We start from the raw sequence: 21,952 nt of genomic DNA, 5'->3' as shown, positions 1-21,952 counted from the left end.
TATCTTCATTCAGCAGAAGACTCCAGCCTCTACAGGTGGTGAGATGAATGCGGTATTGGTTCCTTTTAAGTGGGTGTCCAAACACCTACTGAATGAAGATAGGCCTCCGGCGGATGTCACGGATTTTCCGGATGCAATTACGCCAAGGCGAAATTGATGGAAATTGAAGAAAAGAAAAGGTGACCACAATGAAAGAAACACGTGACCCCTCACAAATTCGTGTCGTTGTTGGCATGTCAGGCGGGGTAGATTCTTCGGTTGCAGCCTATTTGCTGAAACAACAGGGGTATGAGGTAATCGGAATATTTATGAAAAACTGGGATGACACAGACGAAAATGGCGTTTGTACAGCTACTGAGGATTATGATGATGTTATTAAAGTATGTAACCAAATAGGGATTCCGTACTATGCGGTCAACTTTGAAAAGCAATATTGGGATAAAGTTTTCACATACTTTTTAGAGGAATATAAAGCAGGACGCACACCAAACCCTGATGTAATGTGTAATAAGGAGATAAAGTTCAAAGCCTTTTTAGAGCATGCGATGGATTTGGGAGCTGATTATTTAGCAACAGGACATTATGCTAGAATCGACCGAAGCGGTGATGGAGAAGTGAAAATGCTTCGAGGAATAGATGCTAATAAGGATCAAACATATTTCCTAAACCAACTATCTCAGGAACAATTATCACATGTTATGTTTCCAATTGGTGATATTGAGAAAAAAGAGGTTCGAAAAATTGCAGAAGAAGCCGGTTTAGCGACGGCTAAGAAAAAGGATTCAACAGGAATCTGCTTTATTGGAGAACGTAATTTTAAAGAATTTTTAAGTCAATATTTACCAGCTCAACCTGGTAAGATGGAGACAATGGATGGCGTTGTCATGGGTCAGCATGACGGATTAATGTACTATACATTAGGTCAACGACATGGTCTTGGGATTGGTGGAGACGGAGAGCCTTGGTTTGTGCTTGGGAAAGATTTAGAGCGCAATGTATTACTTGTTGGACAGGGTTTTGATAATGAGTATTCATACTCTACTTCATTAACTGCTGTGAAAATGAACTATACTTCGACAAAAAAATTGCCTGGGAAATTTTCATGCACAGCAAAATTCCGCTATCGTCAAACGGATACACCAGTAGAAGTTGAAATTTTAGAAGATGGCCGTGCGCAAATTACATTTGATGAACCAGTACGCGCAATTACACCTGGACAAGCTGTTGTTTTATATGATGGTGAAGAATGCTTAGGTGGTGGTACAATCGATGAGGTTTTTAAAGATAATGAAATATTAACATATGTTGGATAATTAGTGAAAAGACTGCTGTAATTGCTTTATATGAGCAGTCTTTCACTATGTAGAGGTGAACGAATACTATGGATTTTAACGAACAGGGCATTTTAGCCTTTCAAGAAAAGCGCTATGAAGAGGCTGCACAACTTTTTACACAAGCAATTGAAGCAGAACCACAAAATGCAATTGGCTATGTTAACTTTGGGAATCTTTTAGCAGTTTTAGAGGATACTGAGCGTGCAGAGAGATTCTTTCAAAAAGCCATCTCTGTAGATGAAACAGCAGCAACTGCTTACTATGGCTTGGCTAATTTATACTATAATGTTGAACGCTATGCAGAAGCTGTAAAATTATATGAGCAAGCACTAAAGCATAAAATAGAAGGTGCAGATGTATATTATATGATGGGTAAATGCTTTGAGCGTATGGAGAATTCAAAGCTGGCACTGCCATATTTACAACGTGCTAGTGAGCTTGCGCCAGAGGATACACAAATTCGTCTTGCCTATGCTATCGTGCTATGTGCGCTAGAAATGTTTACAGAAGGGAAAAAGGAGCTGGATCAGTTAATCGAGCAGGATTGGAATAATGCTGATGCACATTATAATTTAGGTGTACTTTATGCAGTGTCTACAGATCAAACAGAAGAGGCAATGTATCATCTAAAACAAGCCTTTACCCTACAACCTGACTATGACCAAGCAAGATATATTTATGATATGATTGCGCAACGATTTAACTAATATAGAAGCAGCAAGTGTCACTCCATGAACTTGCTGCTTTTTTTTTGTCTTGATTCAGTGGGCGTACAAATGGTCACTGAATCAAGAAAAAGCCCCTGACAGATGTCATAGATTTTGAGAAGGAGCTTTTCGAGTGAGCTTGTAAAAAATCCGGATGCAATTACGCTGAGGTGTAATTGATTTAGTAATAAACTGAACAGAGATATTGAAGAAAATTACAATAATGATCCATTATTTTTTGATAAAATGAATCCTTTCTTCTTTCATTTTAAGCTCAAACTTGGTAATGTATGTCATGCAGGAAAGGATAAGGTGACAAGATGAATAAAGTATTTATTGCACTACTACTTGTAACAGCACTTGCTGCAATTGAAGGAACGATTGTTAGTACTGCTATTCCAAGCATTACAGCTGATCTATTAGGTGTGGACTTAATAAGTTGGATTTATTCAGCTTATTTATTAGCTTCTGCCATTGCTGCGATTATTTTTGGAAAGTTAGCCGATTTATTTGGACGTAAACGGATGATTATTACGGGTATCATTATTTTTTTATTAGGTTCCATGTTATGTGGTTTAGCACAATCGATGGAGCAATTAATTGTCTTTCGTGCGATCCAAGGTATTGGCGCAGGTTCAATTTTACCAATTACATTAACGATGGTTGGTGAGTTGTTTAAGACCGAAAAGGCGCGAGCTAAAGGACAAAGCTATTTAAGTATGGTATGGGGCGTGTCTGGCGTGGTTGGTCCATTATTTGGAGGATTTATTGTTGACCAAGTGTCATGGCATTTTATTTTTTTCATTAATGTACCATTTGGCTTAGCCTCCATTTATTTAATAGTCAAACATTATCAAGAACAGTTAGAGACAGTGAAACGTAAAATTGACTACTTAGGCGCTGTGTTATTTACAATTGGAATGGTTTCGCTGTTATATGTTATTATCAATAACAGCAAAACACAGGCTTGGTTATCGAGCGAATCGCTTCTTATGTACGGAGTCGCAGTTGTACTTTTAGGAATTTTTATATGGGTGGAGCTACGAGCAGAAGAGCCTATTATTCCGTTAACGTTGTTTAAAAATGGTCGCCTAATGGTGATTAATGCCTTAACATTAAGCGGAATGTCTATTGTGATTGGTGTGACGGTCTATATTCCGATATTTGCACAAAGTGTTCTTGGCAAAAATGCAACACAAGCAGGTTTATTATTAACACCGATGTCCATTTTCTGGACAGTGAACTCTATTATGGCAGGTTATTTAATCGGACGATTGACAAATAAACGAATTATCCAAATGGGTACGATTTTACTGGTTACGGGTACACTATTGCTTGCAAGACTATCTTCAGGTTCTAGCGATTTCAGTGCTTATTTCGCTTCATCATTAATCGGACTAGGTATGGGCTTTATCATGCCGATGTTGATGATTTCCATTCAAAAGGTGGCAGATCCGAAACAGCTCGGTATATCAATTGGTCTGAACTCTTTTACAAATACATTTAGTCAAGCGGTTGGTGCAGCACTATTTGGAATGATTTTTAACCTTGCAACGAGTGAAAAAATGGCTTCATTAGGAAAAGGTGAAATTCAATTAAATGGTGAATTTGCAAAAGGTGGATTTAGTGTAGATGAAGTAAGCTTTTTAAAGGAAACTATTGCGAATGGTGTAAGCTATGTATATATAGCTGCCTTTGTTTTTGCCATTTTTGCCCTTGTTTTCTCCTTCTTTATAGCAACGAAATCTAAAGAGAAGGCGTAATAAAATAGCTTTTTTGTAATCTTGGAACAATAAAAATCCACTCCACTTTCTGTGAGAAGGCAATATTGGACTTAAAGGGTCTTTTGCTTTTCTTGCAGAACGCTAGGTGGATTTTTTTGTTCTATCAAAACATCATTGGTAACATTTAGATCAATATTTTTTATTGCTAGGTAGCTGCGTTAAGTATTTAGCTAGATGTGTTATAGATGTATTATCTAACAATGAAGGCTCAGCTTCATTTTCTTTTAAAATATTGATCTCTTTATTCAGTCGCTCCATTTTTCGATCTAATTCAGCTGCTTGTAGAGCGGCTTCCTTTAATTCAACACGAATACGTTCGGGTACTTCTTTGTTATACTTATAATAAATTTTGTGTTCGAGGCTTGCCCAAAAATCCATCGCTATAGTTCGGATTTGAATTTCTGTATAAACCTTCTCCATATGGTCTGACATAAATATCGGGATTTTAATAATGAGATGTAAGCTTTGATAACCATTTTCTTTTGGCTCAGCAATATAATCTTTAACCTCTACAACCTCAATGTCATGTTGTGCCTGTAACATGGCACTAACCTTATAAATATCTTCCACAAAGGAACAGGTGATGCGAGCCCCTGCAATATCACGAATGTTTTCACGAACCGCTTCCATTGACGGAGGAAGTTCTTTTTTCATCATCTTTCCCAAAATACTTTTAGGAGATTTTACACGTGTGGAAATATGTTCAATTGGATTATATTCATGAATCAACTTAAATTCTTCTTGTAAGATATTTATTTTCGTCTCCACTTCTTGTAGGGCAAATTTATAGGCTAAAAAGAAGCGTGTTAATTCAGTTTGAAATGATTTTAAAGAGTTTACTTCAAGTTCTGTTTTCATATTTTATAAGTCCTTTCTTGTTTTAGGCTAACAATAGGAGGGCATACCTATCATAAGTAAAAACTCCTGTATGCGTGGTAAAAAGAGGATTCTTATGTATTAGTTTTATCTTTACTAAGCAGAATACTCCTACCTCTATAGGTGGCAAGATGAATGCGATTTTTTCCTATTGGTGGGCATATAAACGGCCGCTGAAATAGAGGAACTCAGGTTAAGATCCTCACATCCTGTGAAACCGCTTGAGTGACCAACATCGTGTTGCTGCCGCTCGTTAGCACTACGCTTTCGCACAAAAAACATTTGTTGACCTAAAGCCCCTAGGCGGATGTCACGGATTTTGAAAAACATCAAAAAACTAATGCCAAAATCCAGATGAATATATTTTGCATCCAAATGCTTAAGCCTATACCGTAGTAGGAGGTTATGACGATCATTCCTATGAGAAGTGCGGGAATAATAAATAAGATTAGATATTAAGAAATATATTCATGTGAACCCCTTATACTTCATGCTATACAATATAGAACTCACATGACAAATAAAAGGTTTCAGAAATTCTCGAATGGAATAGAGGAGAAAGGGTGAGGAGGTAAAACAAAGGGGAGCTAGATGTCCCTTTGTTTTAACTAATAATTTCAGCATGTAAGTTATAACGCTTATTGAACTCGTCTACAAATACTTGTAAATCGATATATGTTCCAATATAAGGCTCTGTTTCTTGGTCACGCAGAAAGCCGCATGTTGCTTTTAATGATTTGGAAAACTCTAATAGCATTTGCTCATTATCTAGCTGTACATGCAAGGAACGTGAATTATCCTTAGTGTTTACTTTAAAGTACTTGCCGTCTATAATACGTTCTAAATTTGTTTCTTGAAAAGGGAAAATAATATCTTTATAAATTAGCTTCACAATACCCCGCCTTTTTTACAATAGTTCACTACATCTGCATATGATAAATCTCCACCAAAAATTGAAAGTGCACTTCCAATCGTCACATGAAGCTTACCATTTGCTAATTTTTTGAATTTCTCTAGGTCCTCAATAGAACGAACCCCTCCAGCATATGTTGTTGGAATGGTAGTCCATGCTGCTAAATCTCGAACTAAGCTTTCCTGCATGCCGCCTTTTTTTCCTTCCACATCAACCGCATGAATGAGTAGCTCCGCACAGAAATTTTCAATATAAGCAATGGACTCAGCATTGACCTCAAAATCACTAAACTTTGTCCATTTGTCAGTAACGACATACCATTTATCGTTGTGCATTCGACAGCTTAAATCAATAACTAAATGCTGTTTGCCAATTTTCTGTACGAGTTCCATCAGTCGATCCATATCAAGCTTGCCATCATGAAAAATAAAAGAAGTCACAATCACATGCGAAGCGCCAGCATCAATAAACTTTTTGGCATTTTTTGAGGTGATTCCACCACCTATTTGTAGACCATGAGGATAAGCTGCAAGTGCTGTTAATGCAGCCTCTTCATTTCCTTCACCGAGCATGATAACGTGCCCACCCGCTAATTGATCTTGAGCAAACATTTTTGCATAATAACTAGAGTCATGATTGGAAATAAAATTTTCAATGACTTTTTGATCTGCATGTCCCAATGTGCTACCCACAATTTGTTTTACTTTGCCATCGTGTAAATCGATGCAAGGTCTAAATTCCAATAGCTTCACAATCCTTCCGTGCGACAAAATTCATTTCTATCATATCACGGAAAGATTGATAAAAGCTGTGAAATGTCAATTGTCAAAATAATGTTAAAAGAATTGAGTGAATTCTCTTTTTAAACGATTATTAACATTATATTGTGGTAAAATAAAAAGATTGAAACGCATATGAAAGGACGAATCAACAATGGCTGAGAATCTTGATTTATTTGAACTAAATAAATTTTTTATACTCGGACGTCCAATCGTCTCTATCTTTCATAATGCTCAAAATATGTATTCGATTGTTCGTGTGAAAATTCAAGAGACTAATTTACAGTATGAAGATAAAGAAATAATTGTTGTAGGCTATTTTCCACCATTACAAATGGATGAACAATATCGTTTTACAGGTTTATTGAGACAGCATCCAAAATATGGTGTGCAATTTCAAATTGAGACGTTTACAAAAGAAGTACCAGCAACAGAGCAAGGAATTATTCATTACCTATCAAGTGATTTATTTGTTGGGATTGGAAAAAAGACAGCTGAAACAATTGTAGAGAAACTTGGAGCCAATGCTCTACGTCTAATTTTAGAGGACCCAAATGCACTTGATATTGTCCCTCGTCTATCAGCCGAAAAAAAAGAGGTTATCCACCGTACAATCGAACAAAATCTTGGTCTTGAACGAGTAATGATACAGTTGAATGAATGGGGTTTTGGCCCTCAGCTAGGCATGAAGATTTACCAGACATATCGCACTGATGCCATTGAGCTCCTTACAGAAAATCCATATCGTCTAATTGAAGATGTTGAAGGTGTGGGATTCTTTCGTGCAGATGAGCTAGGTGCAAAGTTAGGGATTACTGGTAATCATCCAGACCGTATTAAGGCCGCCATTTTACATATTCTAAATACAGCAGCTTTATCAGAGGGACATGTATTTTTAGATGCTGAGCAAGTTTTGCCCTTAGTAAAAGATATGCTGGAGCAAAGTCAACGAGAGGAAATACCATTCGAGGCAATATCAAGGGCCTGTATTGAATTGCGTGAGGAAAGTAAAATTTGTGGGGAAGAAACGAGGCTGTATTTACCGTCTCTCTATTTTTCAGAAGTAGGAATCGCCTCCAAAATAGTGGCATTAATTGAGCGTAATAAGAAAGCTGAGCATTTTAGTAGAGACGAAATTCGGAAAGCGATTGGAGAAACAGAGGACTTACTTCATGTGACCTATGCCGAAACACAGGCGAGTGCTATTGAACAGGCCTTAAACTCGGCTGTGATGATTTTAACGGGTGGACCAGGTACTGGTAAAACAACGGTTGTACGGGGCGTCGTGGAAGTATATGCAAAGCTTCATGGTTTATCACTAAACCCAAAGGAATATGCACAAAAGGAAGAACCCTTTCCCATCATTTTATGTGCTCCTACCGGACGTGCTGCTAAGCGTTTATCGGAATCCACAGAGCTTCCTGCAATGACCATTCATCGATTACTAGGATTTACCGGACAAGAAAAGGAAGAAGAAACAGAGCGCGAGGTTACAGGAAAGCTCATCATTGTAGATGAAATGTCCATGGTGGATACTTGGCTTGCGCATCAATTATTGAAAGCTCTACATGAGGATGTTCAAGTTGTATTTGTGGGTGATCAGGATCAGCTCCCTCCAGTTGGGCCTGGACAGGTGTTAAAGGATTTACTGGCATCGCAGCAAATTCCTACTGTTGAATTAACCGAAGTGTATAGACAGGCTGAGGGCTCAACTATTATTGAACTGGCTCATCAAATTAAACGTGGTACAATTCCAAAAGAATTAACGGTCAAAACCTCAGACCGCTCCTTTATTAAAGCCTCCTCAGATCAAGTAGCAAGTGTTGTTACACAGGTTGTAAAAAGTGCTGTGGCGAAAGGACAAGAAATTCGCAATATTCAAGTGTTAGCACCAATGTACAAGGGACCTGCAGGCATTGATAACTTGAATAAAATGATCCAAGAGCTCATAAACCCAAACGATACTGGTTCAAGAAAAGAGCTTGTTTTCGGTGATGTAACCTATCGCATAAAGGATAAAGTATTACAGCTTGTCAATCAGCCTGAAAGCAATGTTTTTAATGGAGATATGGGCGAAGTCATCAGTATTATCAAGGCGAAGGAAACTATCGAGAAACAGGATTTACTTGTCGTTTCATTTGACGGCATAGAAGTAACCTATCAGCGCAGTGATCTCAATCAATTGACGCTCGCCTATTGCTGCTCTATTCATAAATCACAAGGCTCGGAATTTCAGACAGTAATTATGCCAGTAGTTCGAGGCTATTCTAAAATGCTGCGTCGCAATCTGCTATATACTGGTATCACTCGGGCGAAAAATTTTCTGATTTTATGTGGTGAGCCAGAAGTACTTGCTGATGGCTTACAGCGTACAGATGATCTACAGCGCTTTACTTCTTTACGTGCAAGACTTAATCCTATGGATATTGTAGAGGAAGTGGCTGAAATAGAAACAGTATCAGTAAAAATAGATGAACAGCCGATTAAAGATGTAAAGTTAACTGTTGAAACAGAAGCGATTATCCATCCAATGATAGGGATGGATGGTGTTTCACCGTACGATTTTTTAGATGACTAAAGAGAATTAAATATTTTGAGGTGAAGAAAGTGAAACGCATAGTATTATTGCTTCTATTCATGATGATCCTACCTTTTGCAGGAAAAGTATATGCAAATAATATGATCTTCCAAGTGAATGAAGAAGCAACTGTCTTTGATAATCGTTCAGGCTCACTTGAGCAGGTTGGCACATTATCAGCAGGACAAACCTTTGAAGTAACAAAAGATTATGGGGCAAATTGGTGGCAAATACGTTGGGGTGGTTATTATGGGTATGTTGATAAGCGTTATACAACAGTTGTACCAGCCACAACCTATAAAAATAAAGTTCCAACAGTGGCAACGATAAAGGATTATGTTATTCCAACACGCGTTGCACCAATTTTTGATAATTCTGGTAATAAACTTGTGCAATTTGCAACCCTATCTGAGGGAGTTCGTTTCCCTATTTATAGTAAAATGGGGGATTGGTATGGCATTGCAGTGAACGGGCGACTAGGATTTGTACATAGGAATTTTGTTGAAGAAGAAAAGGGGCAGGAGACAACAAAACCCAATAACACAAAGCCTGTTGAAAAGCCTACACCTACCCCACCACCTCCTAGTAAGCCAAATGGTTATATGGAGGCATTAGAAAATGTTACCCTCTATGATTTACGTGGTGACAAGCCAATGACAATCGCCCTATTACTGAAGGGGCAACAGCTTGAGGTTGTCGATGCTTCAGACGAAACATATGTAGAGGTTCGATGGGGGCAAACTTTTCTTTATGTAGAAAAAGAAAAAATTAAATTAATGAATACACCTTCTTATAAAAATATTGGGAAGGATCATGCTGTGAAAAATGAGTATTTCATCCCGATTTCTGCAAACAGCGAGATTTATGACTGTACTAATAAAGCATTATATCCGTTTGCTAAATTAGATCCGAATCGCCGTTACCCGATTTTACGAAAAGAGGGCAGCTGGTATGTAACAGTTCTTGGAGGTCGTGAGGGTTATATTCATAGCTCGAAAGTGGCGCTAGATCGCGGTGTTCCTGTTATGATGTATCATCATTTTTTGAAAGAACATGAGCTTGGTCGTTTTAAATATGTCAGTACAACGATGACAGATGTACAATTTACAAAGGAAATGCAGTATTTAAAAACTAAAAACTACGAAACGATTACAACGGATGAACTATTGCGTTTTATGCGCAATGAAATTACATTACCTGCTTATTCCATTCTACTAACTTTTGATGATGGCTTACTATCGACACGTGAATATGCCTATTCAGTTCTTCAAAAGAATGGCTTTAAAGCTACCCAGTTTTTAATTACATCACGCAATGAAAGCTCGTCTGCTGAGCAAATGTTTAATTATAACGACTTGCAGGCACTTTCACGTCAGGATATTGAAAATATGCAGGATGTCTTTTCCTATGGATCACATACTTACAACTTACATGATCTAATAGGAAATAAAGGCAAGATGCTACTAATCCCATATCATGAAGTCGTGCAAGATTTAAAACAAAGTTTAACGTTTATCCCTGAAGCAAAAGCTTTTGCTTATCCATTTGGACAATATACATCAAATACAATTTATGCAGTAAAAGAAGCAGGTTTTAACATGGCATTTTCAACGCAGCCTGGCTATAATAAGCCATACGATGATGTGTATCAAATTAAACGGCTATATAGTGATCAGAAAACTACATTTGAGCAGTTCCAAAAAATGGTTCTGCCGTACGCTAATTAAAAAAACTTTTCCCATCATAAAAACCTAAAAAGCGCGAGCATTGATTGCTCGCGCTTTTCTCTGTACTTTCCAGGGTGATTAGTGAATACCTACGATATGATGTTTGACAACTTCATATGCCTGGCAAACATTATTATATTGAGCTTTGTCTTGAGCAATTAAATTGGAAGCGATAGAAAATAAAAGATTTTCTTCGTTATGATCCTCCATTTGATTCATTAAGGCAGCTTCTAATTCTTCAACATATGCAATGATTTTATGATTCATCTATAATTCTCCTTTGAAGAAAGATGTTTTTTGTTTTGTTTACGAGGTTATCTTACACCTCCATGAAGTAAAAATCTAGCAACTCTGTACTAGTTCAAACAGACTTTTTTTTGAATGTGACGTAAAATTGAACTTGTTAAAAAACCGCTTATTGTAATCGCTTTTATCTAAAGTAACTGAAAAATCAGCAATATAAGCTAATTCTTTTCTGTATCAATCAAGTAGTACAGTTATTTTTAATTAATGAATTGCTGTAATACAGTTGGCAACTCTGGAACCTAAAATTGGGAAAATTCATATACTAAATGAGTATAAAATATTTGGAATATTTAGGGGTGACTGCATGCCAGTAATTACAGGACAGCAATATATTGATCGTATTGATGCTTTGCAAACGTATATTTCTATTGATGGTGAGATTGTAACAGGGAAGGTGTCGGAGCATCCAGCGTTTAAGGGGGTTATGCAGAGTCAGGCAAGACTCTTTGATCTGCAAAATGAGCAGGCGTTGCTTGACACGATGACCTATCTATCACCGACTAGTGACCATCGTGTCGGGATGTCTTTTCTACAGGTATTGACAGTCGAGGATCTTGTAAAAAGACGTCTTGCTGCAAGAGAATGGGCATTATCGACTCATGGCCTTATGGGAAGAAGTCCAGATTATATGAATACGACATTAATGGCACTTGCGTCAGCTGCTGATTATTTAAAAGATAAACCAAATTGTTTTCCTGAGCATTTACTGAGATTTTATGAGCATGCTCGCGAAAATGATTTAACGATGACCCATACCTTTATAGAGCCACAAGTTAATCGTAAGAAGTTTTATTTTGAGAATGAGGAAGTCACTATTGCTGCTAAAATTGTTGCCAAAACAAGTGAAGGGTTGGTCATTAAAGGGGCAAGATTACTTGCCACACAGGGAGGAATTACCGATGAACTTCTTGTGATTTCAACAAACGGTTATGACGAAGGAAAAGGCTTTGCATTTTCGATTCCTAGTAATACTAAAGGCTTAAAGTTTTTATGTAGGCAGTCCTTTGTAGGTGGTGAATCAACATTTGATTATCCATTAAGCAGCCGCTTTGAAGAAATGGATGCAATTGTTGTATTTGATGATGTGATTGTGCCATGGGAGCGCGTCTTTTATTATGAAAATTTAGAAGTTGCCAATACCTTTATGAACATCAGTGGCTTTCAGTCTTATAGCTTACATCAAGTGCTGTCACGCCAAATAGCTAAAACAGAATTTATTTTGGGTGTTGTACAATCGATTGTAGATACCATTAATATCGGAGACTATCAGCATGTGCAGCAAAAGGTCGTAGATATTATTGTACCGCTAGAAACAATGAAGGCTTTATTATTAAAGTCAGAAATTGAGGCAACAAGGGATGCTTTTGGCTTTATGAGACCAGATCATCCAACATTGCAAGTTGCCATTCATGTTTTCCCTAAAGTGTATCCGACTTTTACTGAAATCATCCAATTACTTGGTGCGAGTGGATTAATGTCTATTCCAAGTGAAAAAGCATTTCTATCGGATAATGGAGACTTGAAACACTATTTACAGTCTTTTAAAGATGAAGGCAAAGAACGTGTTAAAAAATTCCGTTTAGCTTGGGATTTAACAATGAGTAGCTTTGGCACAAGGCAAACACTTTATGAGCGTTACTTCTTTGGTGACCCAGTCCGCCTAGCAACTGCACTTTATCAAACCTATAATCGAGAACAATACATTGGAAGGGTGGAAAACTTTTTAAAAATATGATTGTTCCTAAAACTGATCCAGTGCTTTTTCAGTTTGACAGTTGTTTCATAATGCATTATGATTTACAGGAATAAAAAAATAACAATCCCTTCGTTAGGTGAGGCTCCTATGCTGGAGATACGCTACTACCCAAAAATGTCGAGAGACGCCAATGGGTCAACAGAAATCATCGAAATAAGGTGTTTTTTAACGTAGCTGGAGTAAATTTCCTATGCCGCATAGTGCTAAAACTCAACGTTTGAAGGTAAGAAAGCAAAGTACTGTACTTAACTGTGCTGTTTTTTTGATATGTGTATTCAACACGCCTTCATTCGTCGAAGGCGTGTTTTTGTTATTTAAGGATGGTGATGAGAAATGGATAGTAGTCCTGAGCCGAGTAAGCAAATGCTAGGAAGAAATACACAATTAAGGATCGTCGATTTCTTATCGCCGAAACAACAATAGGCTATGTCTGTTTGTTCTCCTTAAATAATAAAACATGAGGTGAAAAACAATGATTAAAATTCATTATTTTGAAAAAGGAAACAATATAGTAAAACATGATTTTAATTTGAAAGAATTTAATCACGATCTCCATGCTGAGGATTTATTATGGGTTGATTTATATGCATATAGCTACAATGAATTAAATGATATAGCAGAAATTTTTGGCTTCCATCCATTAGCAGTAGAGGATTGCTTAAACGAAGGTTCTCGCCCTAAAATGGATCATTACGGTGACTATAAATTCTTTGTTTTCCATGCCCCTATTTATAATGAAAAAAGCAGCAATGAAATAACTACAGTAGAATTAAATATTTTTATGGGCCCTAATTATGTTGTAACGGTTCATAAACAAAAGCTTAAATGGCTAGGTCACATCGAAAATATTTGCTTAAACAGTACGAAGTATTTAGAAAAAGGAACCGATTTTCTTTTGCATACAATTATCGATGGTATTACTGATGAATATTTCCCAGTTTTAGAACGGATTAGAGCGCGCATAGATGAGCTTGAAGAGGAAATATATGATTATCAGCCGAAAATAGTTACAGAGGAGTTTCTTGCGCTCAAGCGAACTATTATATTCATTCGACAGGCAATAATGCCACAAAAAAGAATCTTTTCAAATAGTAATGGTCAGTGGAAATTTGAAATTCGTGAGGAAAATATTCCATTCTATAAAGATTTAAATGACCACCTTGAACGAATTGTTGAATCGACGGAAACTTACAGAGATTTAGTAAACAGTACCTTAGATACGTATTTTTCGATTATCAGTGGAAAATCAATTGAAAAGCTTAATCTGCTAACAGTAATATCAACGATTATGTTGCCATTATCAGTCATTACAAGTTTCTTTGGCATGAATGTTCCTTTACCATATCCAGATTCACCAATTACAACGATTACAATTAGTGTGTTTTTAGTCGTATTTACTTGGGGAATGTGGGCATACTTCAAAAAAATGATTGCTTAATGATGATAAGCCTGACTAGTGGCAATTGACAGAACAAAATATTTTTTTTATAATGCTCGATAGAAAATAGTAAAAACGATGATGGAACAAGTACGTATTTGTGGGTGTTAAGAAAGGGATTTCTTGGCTGGAAAAATCCTCGCATTGCAGATACCGAAAGCTACTCCAGAGTGCAGTTAATCCCTGCCGTTCACTGACGTTACAAGTGCTAAAGAGGTAAGTATTTTTTACTTACAACTAGGGTGGTACCGCGAGACAACTAACAAGTCCTCGTCCCTTATTGGGATGAGGGCTTTTTTATGCTTATTTGCGGATTCATATCGTGAATTTTACAAAATTAATAAGGAGGAATTTATCCTATGAAAGCAGCAGATATTCGCCGTATGTATTTAGAATTCTTTAAAGAGAAAGGGCATCATCATGAGCCATCAGCACCGCTAGTACCAATTAATGACCCATCATTACTTTGGATTAACTCTGGTGTTGCCACTCTTAAACCGTATTTTGATGGTCGCGTCATTCCAGATAATCCGCGTATCACAAATGCCCAAAAATCGATTCGTACAAATGACATTGAAAACGTTGGTAAAACAGCGCGTCACCATACGTTTTTTGAAATGCTTGGAAACTTCTCTATTGGAGATTACTTCAAAAAAGAAGCGATTCATTATGCTTGGGAGTTCTTAACGGATAAAAAATGGATGGGCTTTGATCCAGCACTATTATCTATTACATTACATCCTGAAGATCAAGAAGCCTATGATGTTTGGCATAACGAAATTGGTATACCTGAAGAACGTTTAATTCGATTAGAGGGGAACTTCTGGGATATTGGAGAAGGTCCTTCTGGTCCAAACTCAGAGATTTTTTATGACCGTGGAGAAGAATATGGCTCTAATGATAGTGATCCAGAAATGTATCCAGGTGGAGAAAACGAACGCTATCTCGAAATTTGGAACTTAGTGTTCTCACAATTCAACCATAATCCAGATGGTACGTATACGCCGCTTCCAAAGCAAAATATTGATACAGGTATGGGTCTTGAGCGTATTGTATCGGTTGTGCAAAATGTTCCAACTAACTTTGATACTGATTTATTCATGCCTATTATTGAAAAAATTGAGGAATTTGCCAACCGTAAGTATAAGCGTCCTGGTGAAGTTGATTTACATGAAATCTTCGGCTCTGAAGAGGATATTAATACACCATTTAAAGTAATTGCCGACCACATTCGTACAGTAGCGTTTGCAATTGGTGATGGCGCACTTCCTTCAAATGAAGGTCGTGGTTATGTATTACGTCGCTTATTACGTCGTGCCGTTCGTTATGCAAAACAAATTGGCATTGAAAAACCATTTATGTTTGAATTAGTACCAACTGTAGGCAAAATTATGGAGGACTTCTATCCAGAAGTAACAGAAAAAAGTGAATTTATCCAGCGTGTTATTAAAAATGAAGAAATTCGCTTCCATGAAACATTAGATGGTGGTTTAGCTATCTTTAATGAAGTGGTTGAATCACAAAAAACAGCGGGACATGATTATATTCCAGGTGCAGATGCCTTCCGTTTATATGATACTTATGGTTTCCCAATCGAATTAACAGAAGAGTATGCAGAGGAAGTGGGCATGAAGGTAGATCATGATGGCTTCGAGGCGTCAATGGAAGAGCAGCGTGAGCGTGCTCGCGCTGCTCGTCAAGATGTAGATTCCATGCAAGTACAAAATGAAGTTCTAGCAAATTTAACGGTTGCTAGCGAATTTGTAGGCTATGATTCATTAACCGTAGACACAGCAATTGCAGCGATGATTGTTAATGGCCAAGTAGCAAAGGTTGCCTCTGAAGGTCAAGAAGCGTTAGTTATTTTAGCTAAAACACCATTCTATGCTGAAATGGGTGGACAAATTGCGGATAGCGGTATTATTTCAAATGATAGTTTTACTGCTGTTGTCAAAGATGTTCAAAAAGCACCAAATGGTCAGCCGCTCCATACAGTGGTAGTTGAATCTGGTGAAATGCATGTAGAAGATACTGTGCAAGCAGTTGTTAATCGTGATGATCGTAATTTAATTATTAAAAATCATACAGCTACACATATTATGCAACGTGCATTAAAAGATGTGCTCGGCAATCATGTTAACCAAGCTGGTTCATATGTAGGTCCTGATCGCTTACGCTTTGACTTCTCTCACTTTGGCCAAGTGACGAAAGAGGAATTACAGCAAATTGAACGTATTGTAAATGAAAAAGTGTGGGATGATATAGAGGTCGTGATTGAAGAAAAAGGCATCGATGAAGCGAAGGCAATGGGAGCTATGGCATTATTCGGTGAGAAATATGGGGATATTGTCCGTGTAGTTTCAATTGGTGATTATTCTATTGAGCTTTGTGGTGGTATTCATGTGAAACGTTCTTCTGAAATAGGTTTCTTCAAAATTGTTTCAGAGGGTGGAATCGGTGCAGGTACTCGCCGTATAGAGGCTGTAACAGGAAAAGTGGCATATGAAGCAGTTAAAGAAGAGGAAGCTTTATTAAACGATGCTGCAGCCTTATTAAAAGCAAATCCGAAAGATATTGTGTCAAAAGTACAGGCACTTCAAGCAGACTATAAAGAATTACAACGTGATAATGAAGCACTATCACAAAAAATTGCAAATGCACAGGCAGGGGCAATTGTGGACGCAGCTCAAACGATTGGGGATGTAACAGTCTTATCTACTAGAGTAGAAGCGAAAGACAATAATCAATTGCGTCAAATGATGGATGATTTAAAAGTAAAAATGAATAAAGCAGTTGTTGTTTTAGGAGCTGTTGATGGTGAGAAAGTAATGCTGTGTGCTGGTGTCACAAAAGATTTAGTGGGCGGCAACTATCATGCAGGAAATATTGTAAAAATGGTAGCAGAGGCATGTGGTGGTAAAGGCGGCGGTCGTCCAGATATGGCGATGGCAGGTGCAAAAGATGCAACAAAACTTGAAGAAGCACTACTTTCTGTGTATGATTATGTTAAATCCATTTAATTAATACGCCAAATCGGTTATAATAAAGAGAAATTGGAGATGAGCTTTTTTGCACATCTCCTTATTTCTGAAAGCGAGGTGCTGGTCATGAGTTCATTTGATCAAACAATGAAATTTAATTTTCCAGAAGAATCAATGGAACAGGAAGTCAAGCAGGTAATGTTGAAAGTACATTCTTCATTAGAGGAAAAGGGATATAATCCTATCAATCAGATTGTCGGTTATTTACTTTCTGGTGATCCGGCGTATATTCCTCGCCATCAGGATGCTCGTAATTTAATTCGCAAGCTTGAGCGTGATGAAATTTTAGAAGAGCTTGTTAAATTTTATATTAAAAAGAATAACGAGGGCTAGAAATGAGAATTATGGGATTAGACGTTGGGTCAAAAACTGTGGGCGTTGCAATAAGCGATGCGTTGGGGTGGACGGCCCAAGGTATTGAAACCGTAAAAATTGATGAAGCAAACGGTGAATTTGGAATTGAACGAATAGCCGAGCTAGTAAAGGAGTATGCTATAACAGAATTTGTTGTAGGTTATCCGAAAAACATGAATAATACGGTGGGACCACGTGGAGAGGCATCTGAAAACTATAAAAAGCTTTTAGAAGAGACCTTTTCACTGCCAGCAAAGCTTTGGGATGAACGTTTAACGACAATGGCTGCTGAGCGTATGCTAATTGATGCAGATGTAAGTCGCAAAAAACGGAAGCAGGTCATTGATAAAATGGCTGCTGTGATGATCTTACAAGGCTATTTGGATAGCAAAAATTAATTGATGAGGTGACAAACACATGGCACACGAGCACAACCATGAAGAAGATTTACACGTACAACACATTACAGTGATTGACGAGAACGGAAATGAACAGCTTTGTGAAGTGATTCACGTTCATGAATCGCCTGAATTTGGCAAATCCTACGTATTTTACTCAATGGTAGGAGCAGAAGAAGATGAGGACGGTTCTGTAGAAATATTCGTTTCTTCATTCGTTCCTTCTGAAAATGGTGAAGATGGCGAGTTAACACCTATCGAAACAGAAGCAGAGTGGGATATGGTAGAGAATGTATTAAACGCTTTAGAGGATGAATACGAAGATTAATCTTCTTTCTTAAAGCTTGGAACAAGGATCGCAACTTGCAGTCCTTGTTCTTTTTTATTGGTGGGACATAAAGGAGCTTGTTCAATTATGGAGTGTCAATTATTGGAGAATATAGGAAGACGCTCAGTCAAATCGGATATGGAAGTGATTAAAAAGAGTGAAATCTCACTCAATATTGATATGAAAGTGATCAAAGGACGCCAATCCTGCTCAATTTAAGCCTAACTGCACCACACAAAACAATGACCCCATCTCTCAAAAAACCTTTAACTTTAAACATAATGACTATGAAGGAGGAATTTGGATGAATGAAGAAACACAAGAATTTATGATTATTGGTGAGGACGGCAAGGAACAAAAATGCAGGGTTGTCTTTACCTTTGATGCAGAGGAAAAATCATATGTACTATTTTCATTAATTGACGAAGCGGGTAATGAAATTCCAGGAGATATTTCTGCTATGACATTTGAATACGATGATAACAATGGAGAAATGACCAATTTAATGCCTGTTGTAACTGAGGCAGAATGGGAAATGATTAATGAGGTTGTACTAACACTGCTTGATGAATTTGAGGAGGAGCCACAGTTAATCACAGTTACAGATGAGGATGGAACAGATCAAGTCTGTGAGGTCATTCACACAGTTTCATCTGAGCAATTTGGAAAATCCTATGTTTTATATGTTCCTGCAACAGATGAACCTATTGAGGAACGAGCTATTTTTGCGGCTCAATACCTATCAGGCAAGGACGGCTCTATAGAAGAATTATTACCAATTGAAAGTGATGAAGAATGGGCTTTTGTTGAAGATGTATTGAACGAATTGTAAAAACTCTGGGTGGTTGTGAGCCACTCAGAGTTTTTTATGTTTAATTAATAGAAATTTTCTATCTATGGTCTAAAAGTATTCTATCTGTAAATAAAATTTCTGTAGTTTCGATTGAATTAAGTGATTTTACGAGAAAAAATATGTTTTTTAAAATTTAATTTTCTGAATTTTTGAATAAACAGAAAAAATAAGGCATTGACCAATTCGAAGTAAATAGATAAGATTTGTCTTACATTAAACCAAGTAAATTGATTGACTAAGGAGGTAATAGTATGAGAAAAGGTTGGAAATTATTAATAGGAGCGTTGGTAATAGGCTTGTTGGCTGGCTGCACAAGCAAAGGAGAGGAAGGTGAAGAGGAGGTTGTAACGTTAAAGGTAGGAGCTGCCAATGTACCTCATGCGGAAGTATTGGAGTATTTAGCAAAAGATATTGAAAAGGATGGAGTGAAACTAGATATTTCCATTATAAAAGATGCTGTGCAAACAAACCAACAAACGGCAGATGGTGAGTTGGATTTTAATTATTTTCAACATATTCCGTTTTTAGAACAGACGAATAAAGAAAGTCATTTGGATTTAGTCAGTGTAAAAGGAATTCATATTGAGCCATTTGGTGTGTATTCCAAAAAACTAAAAGAAATTAATGATTTGCCACAAAATGCAAAGGTAGCTGTACCAAATGATGTTGTTAATTTCTCTCGTGCGTTACTACTATTTCATAATAATGGATTGATTGAATTAGATAAAACGAAGAAAGGTGATTATTCAGTCGAAGATATTACGAAAAATGAGAAAAATATTCAATTTATCGGTGTGGACTCACCATTACTTGTTCGGTCATTAGATGATGTAGACGCATCTGCTATTAATACGAATTATGCCTTAGAGGGGGGATATAGCCCTATGGAGGATGCACTGATTATAGAAGGTTCTGATTCACCTTATGTCAATATTATTGCCTCAACAAAAGAGAAAAAGGATGATTCAGCTATCCAGACAGTTGTTAAGTGGTTAACAAGTGAGAAGGCACGTTCTTTCTTTGAAGATCAGTATAAAGGTGCAGTTGTTCCCGCATTTTAAAGCTTTTGTAAACAACATAAATGCTAAGGAGGTAGATGTGCATGATTGAATTTATTGAAACAACAAAAGAGTTTCAGGTAGGAACATCAACAGTAATGGCCCTAAATCATATCAATTTAACGATTCAGAAGGGGGATATTTTTGGTGTTATCGGCTTTAGTGGTGCTGGTAAAAGTACTTTGATTCGAACAGTAAATTTACTGGAGGAGCCAACGTCTGGGCGGGTGCTTGTAAATGGAAAAGAGTTAACAACGCTTACTAAAAGGCAGCTTCGTGAGGAGAAGAAAAATATCGGCATGATTTTTCAACACTTTAATCTCCTCCATTCTAAAACTGTATATGAAAATGTGGCAATGCCTTTAATCATAAGTGGTGTGAAAAAATCGAACTTGGAAGGTCAAGTGAAAGAGGTATTAGCATTTGTTGGCTTAACGGACAAGGCTGATCGCTATATTGACGAGCTATCGGGGGGGCAAAAACAAAGAGTCGGCATTGCTAGAGCACTCGTTACAAAACCGACAATCCTATTATGTGATGAAGCAACTTCTGCTCTTGACCCTCAAACGACCAAATCAATTTTAGCTTTACTAAAGAAGGTCAATATAGAATACGGTATTACGATTTTGATGATTACTCATGAAATGGAGGTTATTCGGGATATTTGTAATCGCGTGGCTGTCATGGAAAATGGAAGAATTATTGAGACAGGTAATGTACTTGAAATTTTTTCTACACCAAGAGAGGAGACAACCAAAAATTTTGTTCAATCGGTTGTTCGTGATGAAATACCATCATCTGTTTATGAGCAATTAAAAAGTATAGATGCTACTAAAAAAATATACAATTTAAAATTCATTGGAGTAGATGTTGGACAGCCAATTGTCTCACAGGTAGCGAAAAAATTTGCAGTAGATGTCAACGTTTTATTTGGCAATATCACAGAGCTACAGGGGATTCCATTCGGTCATTTAATTGTAGAGCTTGTTGGTTCTGATAAGGAAATACAAAAGGCATTTCTATTTATTCAGGCTAAAAATATTCAAATAGAGGAGGTTGTTGCATGTGAAAGTGAGCACACAAATCATTATCGAAGCGGTTCTCGATACGCTGTACATGGTTAACATTTCGTTATTTTTTGGTGCCATTTTAGGCTTTATTTTAGGCGTAGTCTTAGTTGTAACGAGAAAAGGGCATATTCTTGAAAATAAAATAATCTTCTCGATTGTCAATCCGATTGTCAATACACTGCGCTCCATTCCGTTCATTATTTTACTTGTTGCAATTATTCCATTTACTCGATTACTCGTTGGAACTGCAATTGGAACGACAGCTGCCATTGTGCCGCTAGTTTTGCATATTGGGCCTTATATATCAAGATTAATAGAAAATTCATTATTAGAGGTGGATGAGGGCATTATTGAAGCTGCAAAAGCAATGGGAGCCTCCCCAGTTCAAATTATACGAAAGTTTCTATTGCCTGAAGCTTTTCCATCTTTAATCCTAAGTGTCACGACTGCAACGATAGGGCTTATTGGTGCGACGGCCATGGCAGGAGCTGTTGGAGGCGGCGGCCTAGGGGATGTCGCCATTACTTATGGCTATCAGCGCTTTGATAATGCGACGATTTTGGTAACCGTGGTTATCTTAGTTGTACTTGTACAGATTATTCAAAGCATCGGCAACAGTCTTGAACGAAAAATACGCAGAGTTTCTTAAGGG

General features: G+C 37.3%; 19 protein-coding genes, 1 riboswitch and 1 other annotated feature. Of the genes, 15 read left to right on the top strand and 4 right to left on the bottom strand.

Annotated elements, in window-relative coordinates:
- Positions 1-188 precede the first annotated feature (188 nt).
- The 3 genes from mnmA to AC1RNS_RS04355 all read left to right on the top strand — a co-directional run bounded on the left by mnmA (position 189) and on the right by AC1RNS_RS04355 (position 3,804).
- A complete protein-coding gene (gene mnmA, locus AC1RNS_RS04365; protein ID WP_492991038.1) occupies positions 189-1,313 on the top strand; it encodes a tRNA 2-thiouridine(34) synthase MnmA in 1,125 nt (374 codons plus the stop codon).
- Positions 1,314-1,381: 68 nt separating this feature from the next.
- Positions 1,382-2,041 (top strand): tetratricopeptide repeat protein, encoded by a 660-nt coding sequence (locus AC1RNS_RS04360; RefSeq protein WP_492991036.1) that lies wholly within the window; start codon positions 1,382-1,384, stop codon positions 2,039-2,041.
- A 320-nt stretch (positions 2,042-2,361) separates the two neighbouring features.
- The gene (locus AC1RNS_RS04355; RefSeq protein WP_492991034.1) at positions 2,362-3,804 is read left to right on the top strand and encodes an MDR family MFS transporter; all 1,443 of its coding nucleotides are present in this window, start codon (positions 2,362-2,364) and stop codon (positions 3,802-3,804) included.
- A 150-nt stretch (positions 3,805-3,954) separates the two neighbouring features.
- Here the strand turns inward: AC1RNS_RS04355 and AC1RNS_RS04350 are convergent, their stop codons facing one another.
- From AC1RNS_RS04350 to hisA, 3 genes are all read right to left on the bottom strand, one after another.
- Positions 3,955-4,683 carry a GTP pyrophosphokinase gene (locus tag AC1RNS_RS04350; protein WP_492991032.1) on the bottom strand — a complete coding sequence of 243 codons (729 nt, stop codon included), beginning with the start codon at positions 4,681-4,683 and terminating at the stop codon, positions 3,955-3,957.
- Between the two features lie 622 nt (positions 4,684-5,305).
- Complete coding sequence (locus AC1RNS_RS04345) at positions 5,306-5,593, bottom strand: hypothetical protein (protein WP_427549939.1); 288 nt, start codon at positions 5,591-5,593, stop codon at positions 5,306-5,308.
- Positions 5,590-6,357, bottom strand: coding sequence for a phosphoribosylformimino-5-aminoimidazole carboxamide ribotide isomerase (gene hisA, locus AC1RNS_RS04340; protein ID WP_492991030.1), 768 nt, complete (start codon positions 6,355-6,357; stop codon positions 5,590-5,592). Before hisA ends, AC1RNS_RS04345 begins: the two co-directional genes overlap by 4 nt.
- A gap of 190 nt (positions 6,358-6,547) precedes the next feature.
- Here hisA and recD2 point away from each other — a divergent pair, with 190 nt between their 5' ends.
- Both recD2 and AC1RNS_RS04330 read left to right on the top strand, forming a co-directional pair.
- Positions 6,548-8,971 carry an SF1B family DNA helicase RecD2 gene (gene recD2 / locus AC1RNS_RS04335; RefSeq protein ID WP_492991028.1) on the top strand — a complete coding sequence of 808 codons (2,424 nt, stop codon included), beginning with the start codon at positions 6,548-6,550 and terminating at the stop codon, positions 8,969-8,971.
- A gap of 29 nt (positions 8,972-9,000) precedes the next feature.
- On the top strand, positions 9,001-10,698 hold the full coding sequence (locus AC1RNS_RS04330) for a polysaccharide deacetylase family protein (RefSeq protein WP_492991026.1): 1,698 nt from the start codon (positions 9,001-9,003) through the stop codon (positions 10,696-10,698).
- A 78-nt stretch (positions 10,699-10,776) separates the two neighbouring features.
- On the opposite strand, the gene AC1RNS_RS04325 is transcribed toward AC1RNS_RS04330, so the two are convergent.
- Entirely contained in the window at positions 10,777-10,965 is a 189-nt protein-coding gene (locus AC1RNS_RS04325) for a hypothetical protein (protein WP_492991024.1), read from the bottom strand.
- A 343-nt stretch (positions 10,966-11,308) separates the two neighbouring features.
- On the opposite strand from AC1RNS_RS04325, the gene hpaB reads away from it, so the two are divergent.
- The 10 genes from hpaB (at position 11,309) to AC1RNS_RS04275 (ending at position 21,949) form a co-directional block, all read left to right on the top strand.
- The gene (gene hpaB, locus AC1RNS_RS04320) at positions 11,309-12,739 is read left to right on the top strand and encodes a 4-hydroxyphenylacetate 3-monooxygenase, oxygenase component (RefSeq protein WP_492991022.1); all 1,431 of its coding nucleotides are present in this window, start codon (positions 11,309-11,311) and stop codon (positions 12,737-12,739) included.
- An 82-nt stretch (positions 12,740-12,821) separates the two neighbouring features.
- Positions 12,822-12,989: riboswitch (M-box (ykoK) riboswitch) on the top strand.
- A 243-nt stretch (positions 12,990-13,232) separates the two neighbouring features.
- The gene (locus tag AC1RNS_RS04315) at positions 13,233-14,198 is read left to right on the top strand and encodes a magnesium transporter CorA family protein (RefSeq protein ID WP_492991021.1); all 966 of its coding nucleotides are present in this window, start codon (positions 13,233-13,235) and stop codon (positions 14,196-14,198) included.
- 69 nt (positions 14,199-14,267) lie between these two features.
- Positions 14,268-14,479 (top strand) — a binding site (T-box leader).
- 78 nt (positions 14,480-14,557) lie between these two features.
- Entirely contained in the window at positions 14,558-17,218 is a 2,661-nt protein-coding gene (gene alaS / locus AC1RNS_RS04310; RefSeq protein ID WP_492991020.1) for an alanine--tRNA ligase, read from the top strand.
- A gap of 87 nt (positions 17,219-17,305) precedes the next feature.
- Positions 17,306-17,572: an IreB family regulatory phosphoprotein gene (locus AC1RNS_RS04305; protein ID WP_024363117.1), complete on the top strand. Its 267-nt coding sequence runs from the start codon at positions 17,306-17,308 to the stop codon at positions 17,570-17,572.
- 2 nt (positions 17,573-17,574) lie between these two features.
- Positions 17,575-17,991, top strand: coding sequence for a Holliday junction resolvase RuvX (gene ruvX, locus AC1RNS_RS04300; protein WP_492991019.1), 417 nt, complete (start codon positions 17,575-17,577; stop codon positions 17,989-17,991).
- A gap of 19 nt (positions 17,992-18,010) precedes the next feature.
- Positions 18,011-18,319 (top strand): DUF1292 domain-containing protein, encoded by a 309-nt coding sequence (locus AC1RNS_RS04295; protein WP_492991018.1) that lies wholly within the window; start codon positions 18,011-18,013, stop codon positions 18,317-18,319.
- Positions 18,320-18,623: 304 nt separating this feature from the next.
- On the top strand, positions 18,624-19,151 hold the full coding sequence (locus AC1RNS_RS04290; protein ID WP_492991016.1) for a DUF1292 domain-containing protein: 528 nt from the start codon (positions 18,624-18,626) through the stop codon (positions 19,149-19,151).
- A gap of 272 nt (positions 19,152-19,423) precedes the next feature.
- The gene (locus AC1RNS_RS04285) at positions 19,424-20,233 is read left to right on the top strand and encodes a MetQ/NlpA family ABC transporter substrate-binding protein (RefSeq protein ID WP_492991015.1); all 810 of its coding nucleotides are present in this window, start codon (positions 19,424-19,426) and stop codon (positions 20,231-20,233) included.
- Positions 20,234-20,274: 41 nt separating this feature from the next.
- A complete protein-coding gene (locus AC1RNS_RS04280) occupies positions 20,275-21,354 on the top strand; it encodes a methionine ABC transporter ATP-binding protein (protein ID WP_492991013.1) in 1,080 nt (359 codons plus the stop codon).
- A complete protein-coding gene (locus tag AC1RNS_RS04275) occupies positions 21,347-21,949 on the top strand; it encodes a methionine ABC transporter permease (RefSeq protein ID WP_492991190.1) in 603 nt (200 codons plus the stop codon). Before AC1RNS_RS04280 ends, AC1RNS_RS04275 begins: the two co-directional genes overlap by 8 nt.
- The last annotated feature ends 3 nt before the right edge of the window (positions 21,950-21,952 follow it).

It is taken from the genome of Lysinibacillus sp. GW821-FHT14F06, assembly GCF_058803665.1.
The sequence above is the reverse complement of the archived record's forward strand: the minus strand, read 5'-3'. Positions and strand labels throughout refer to the sequence as shown.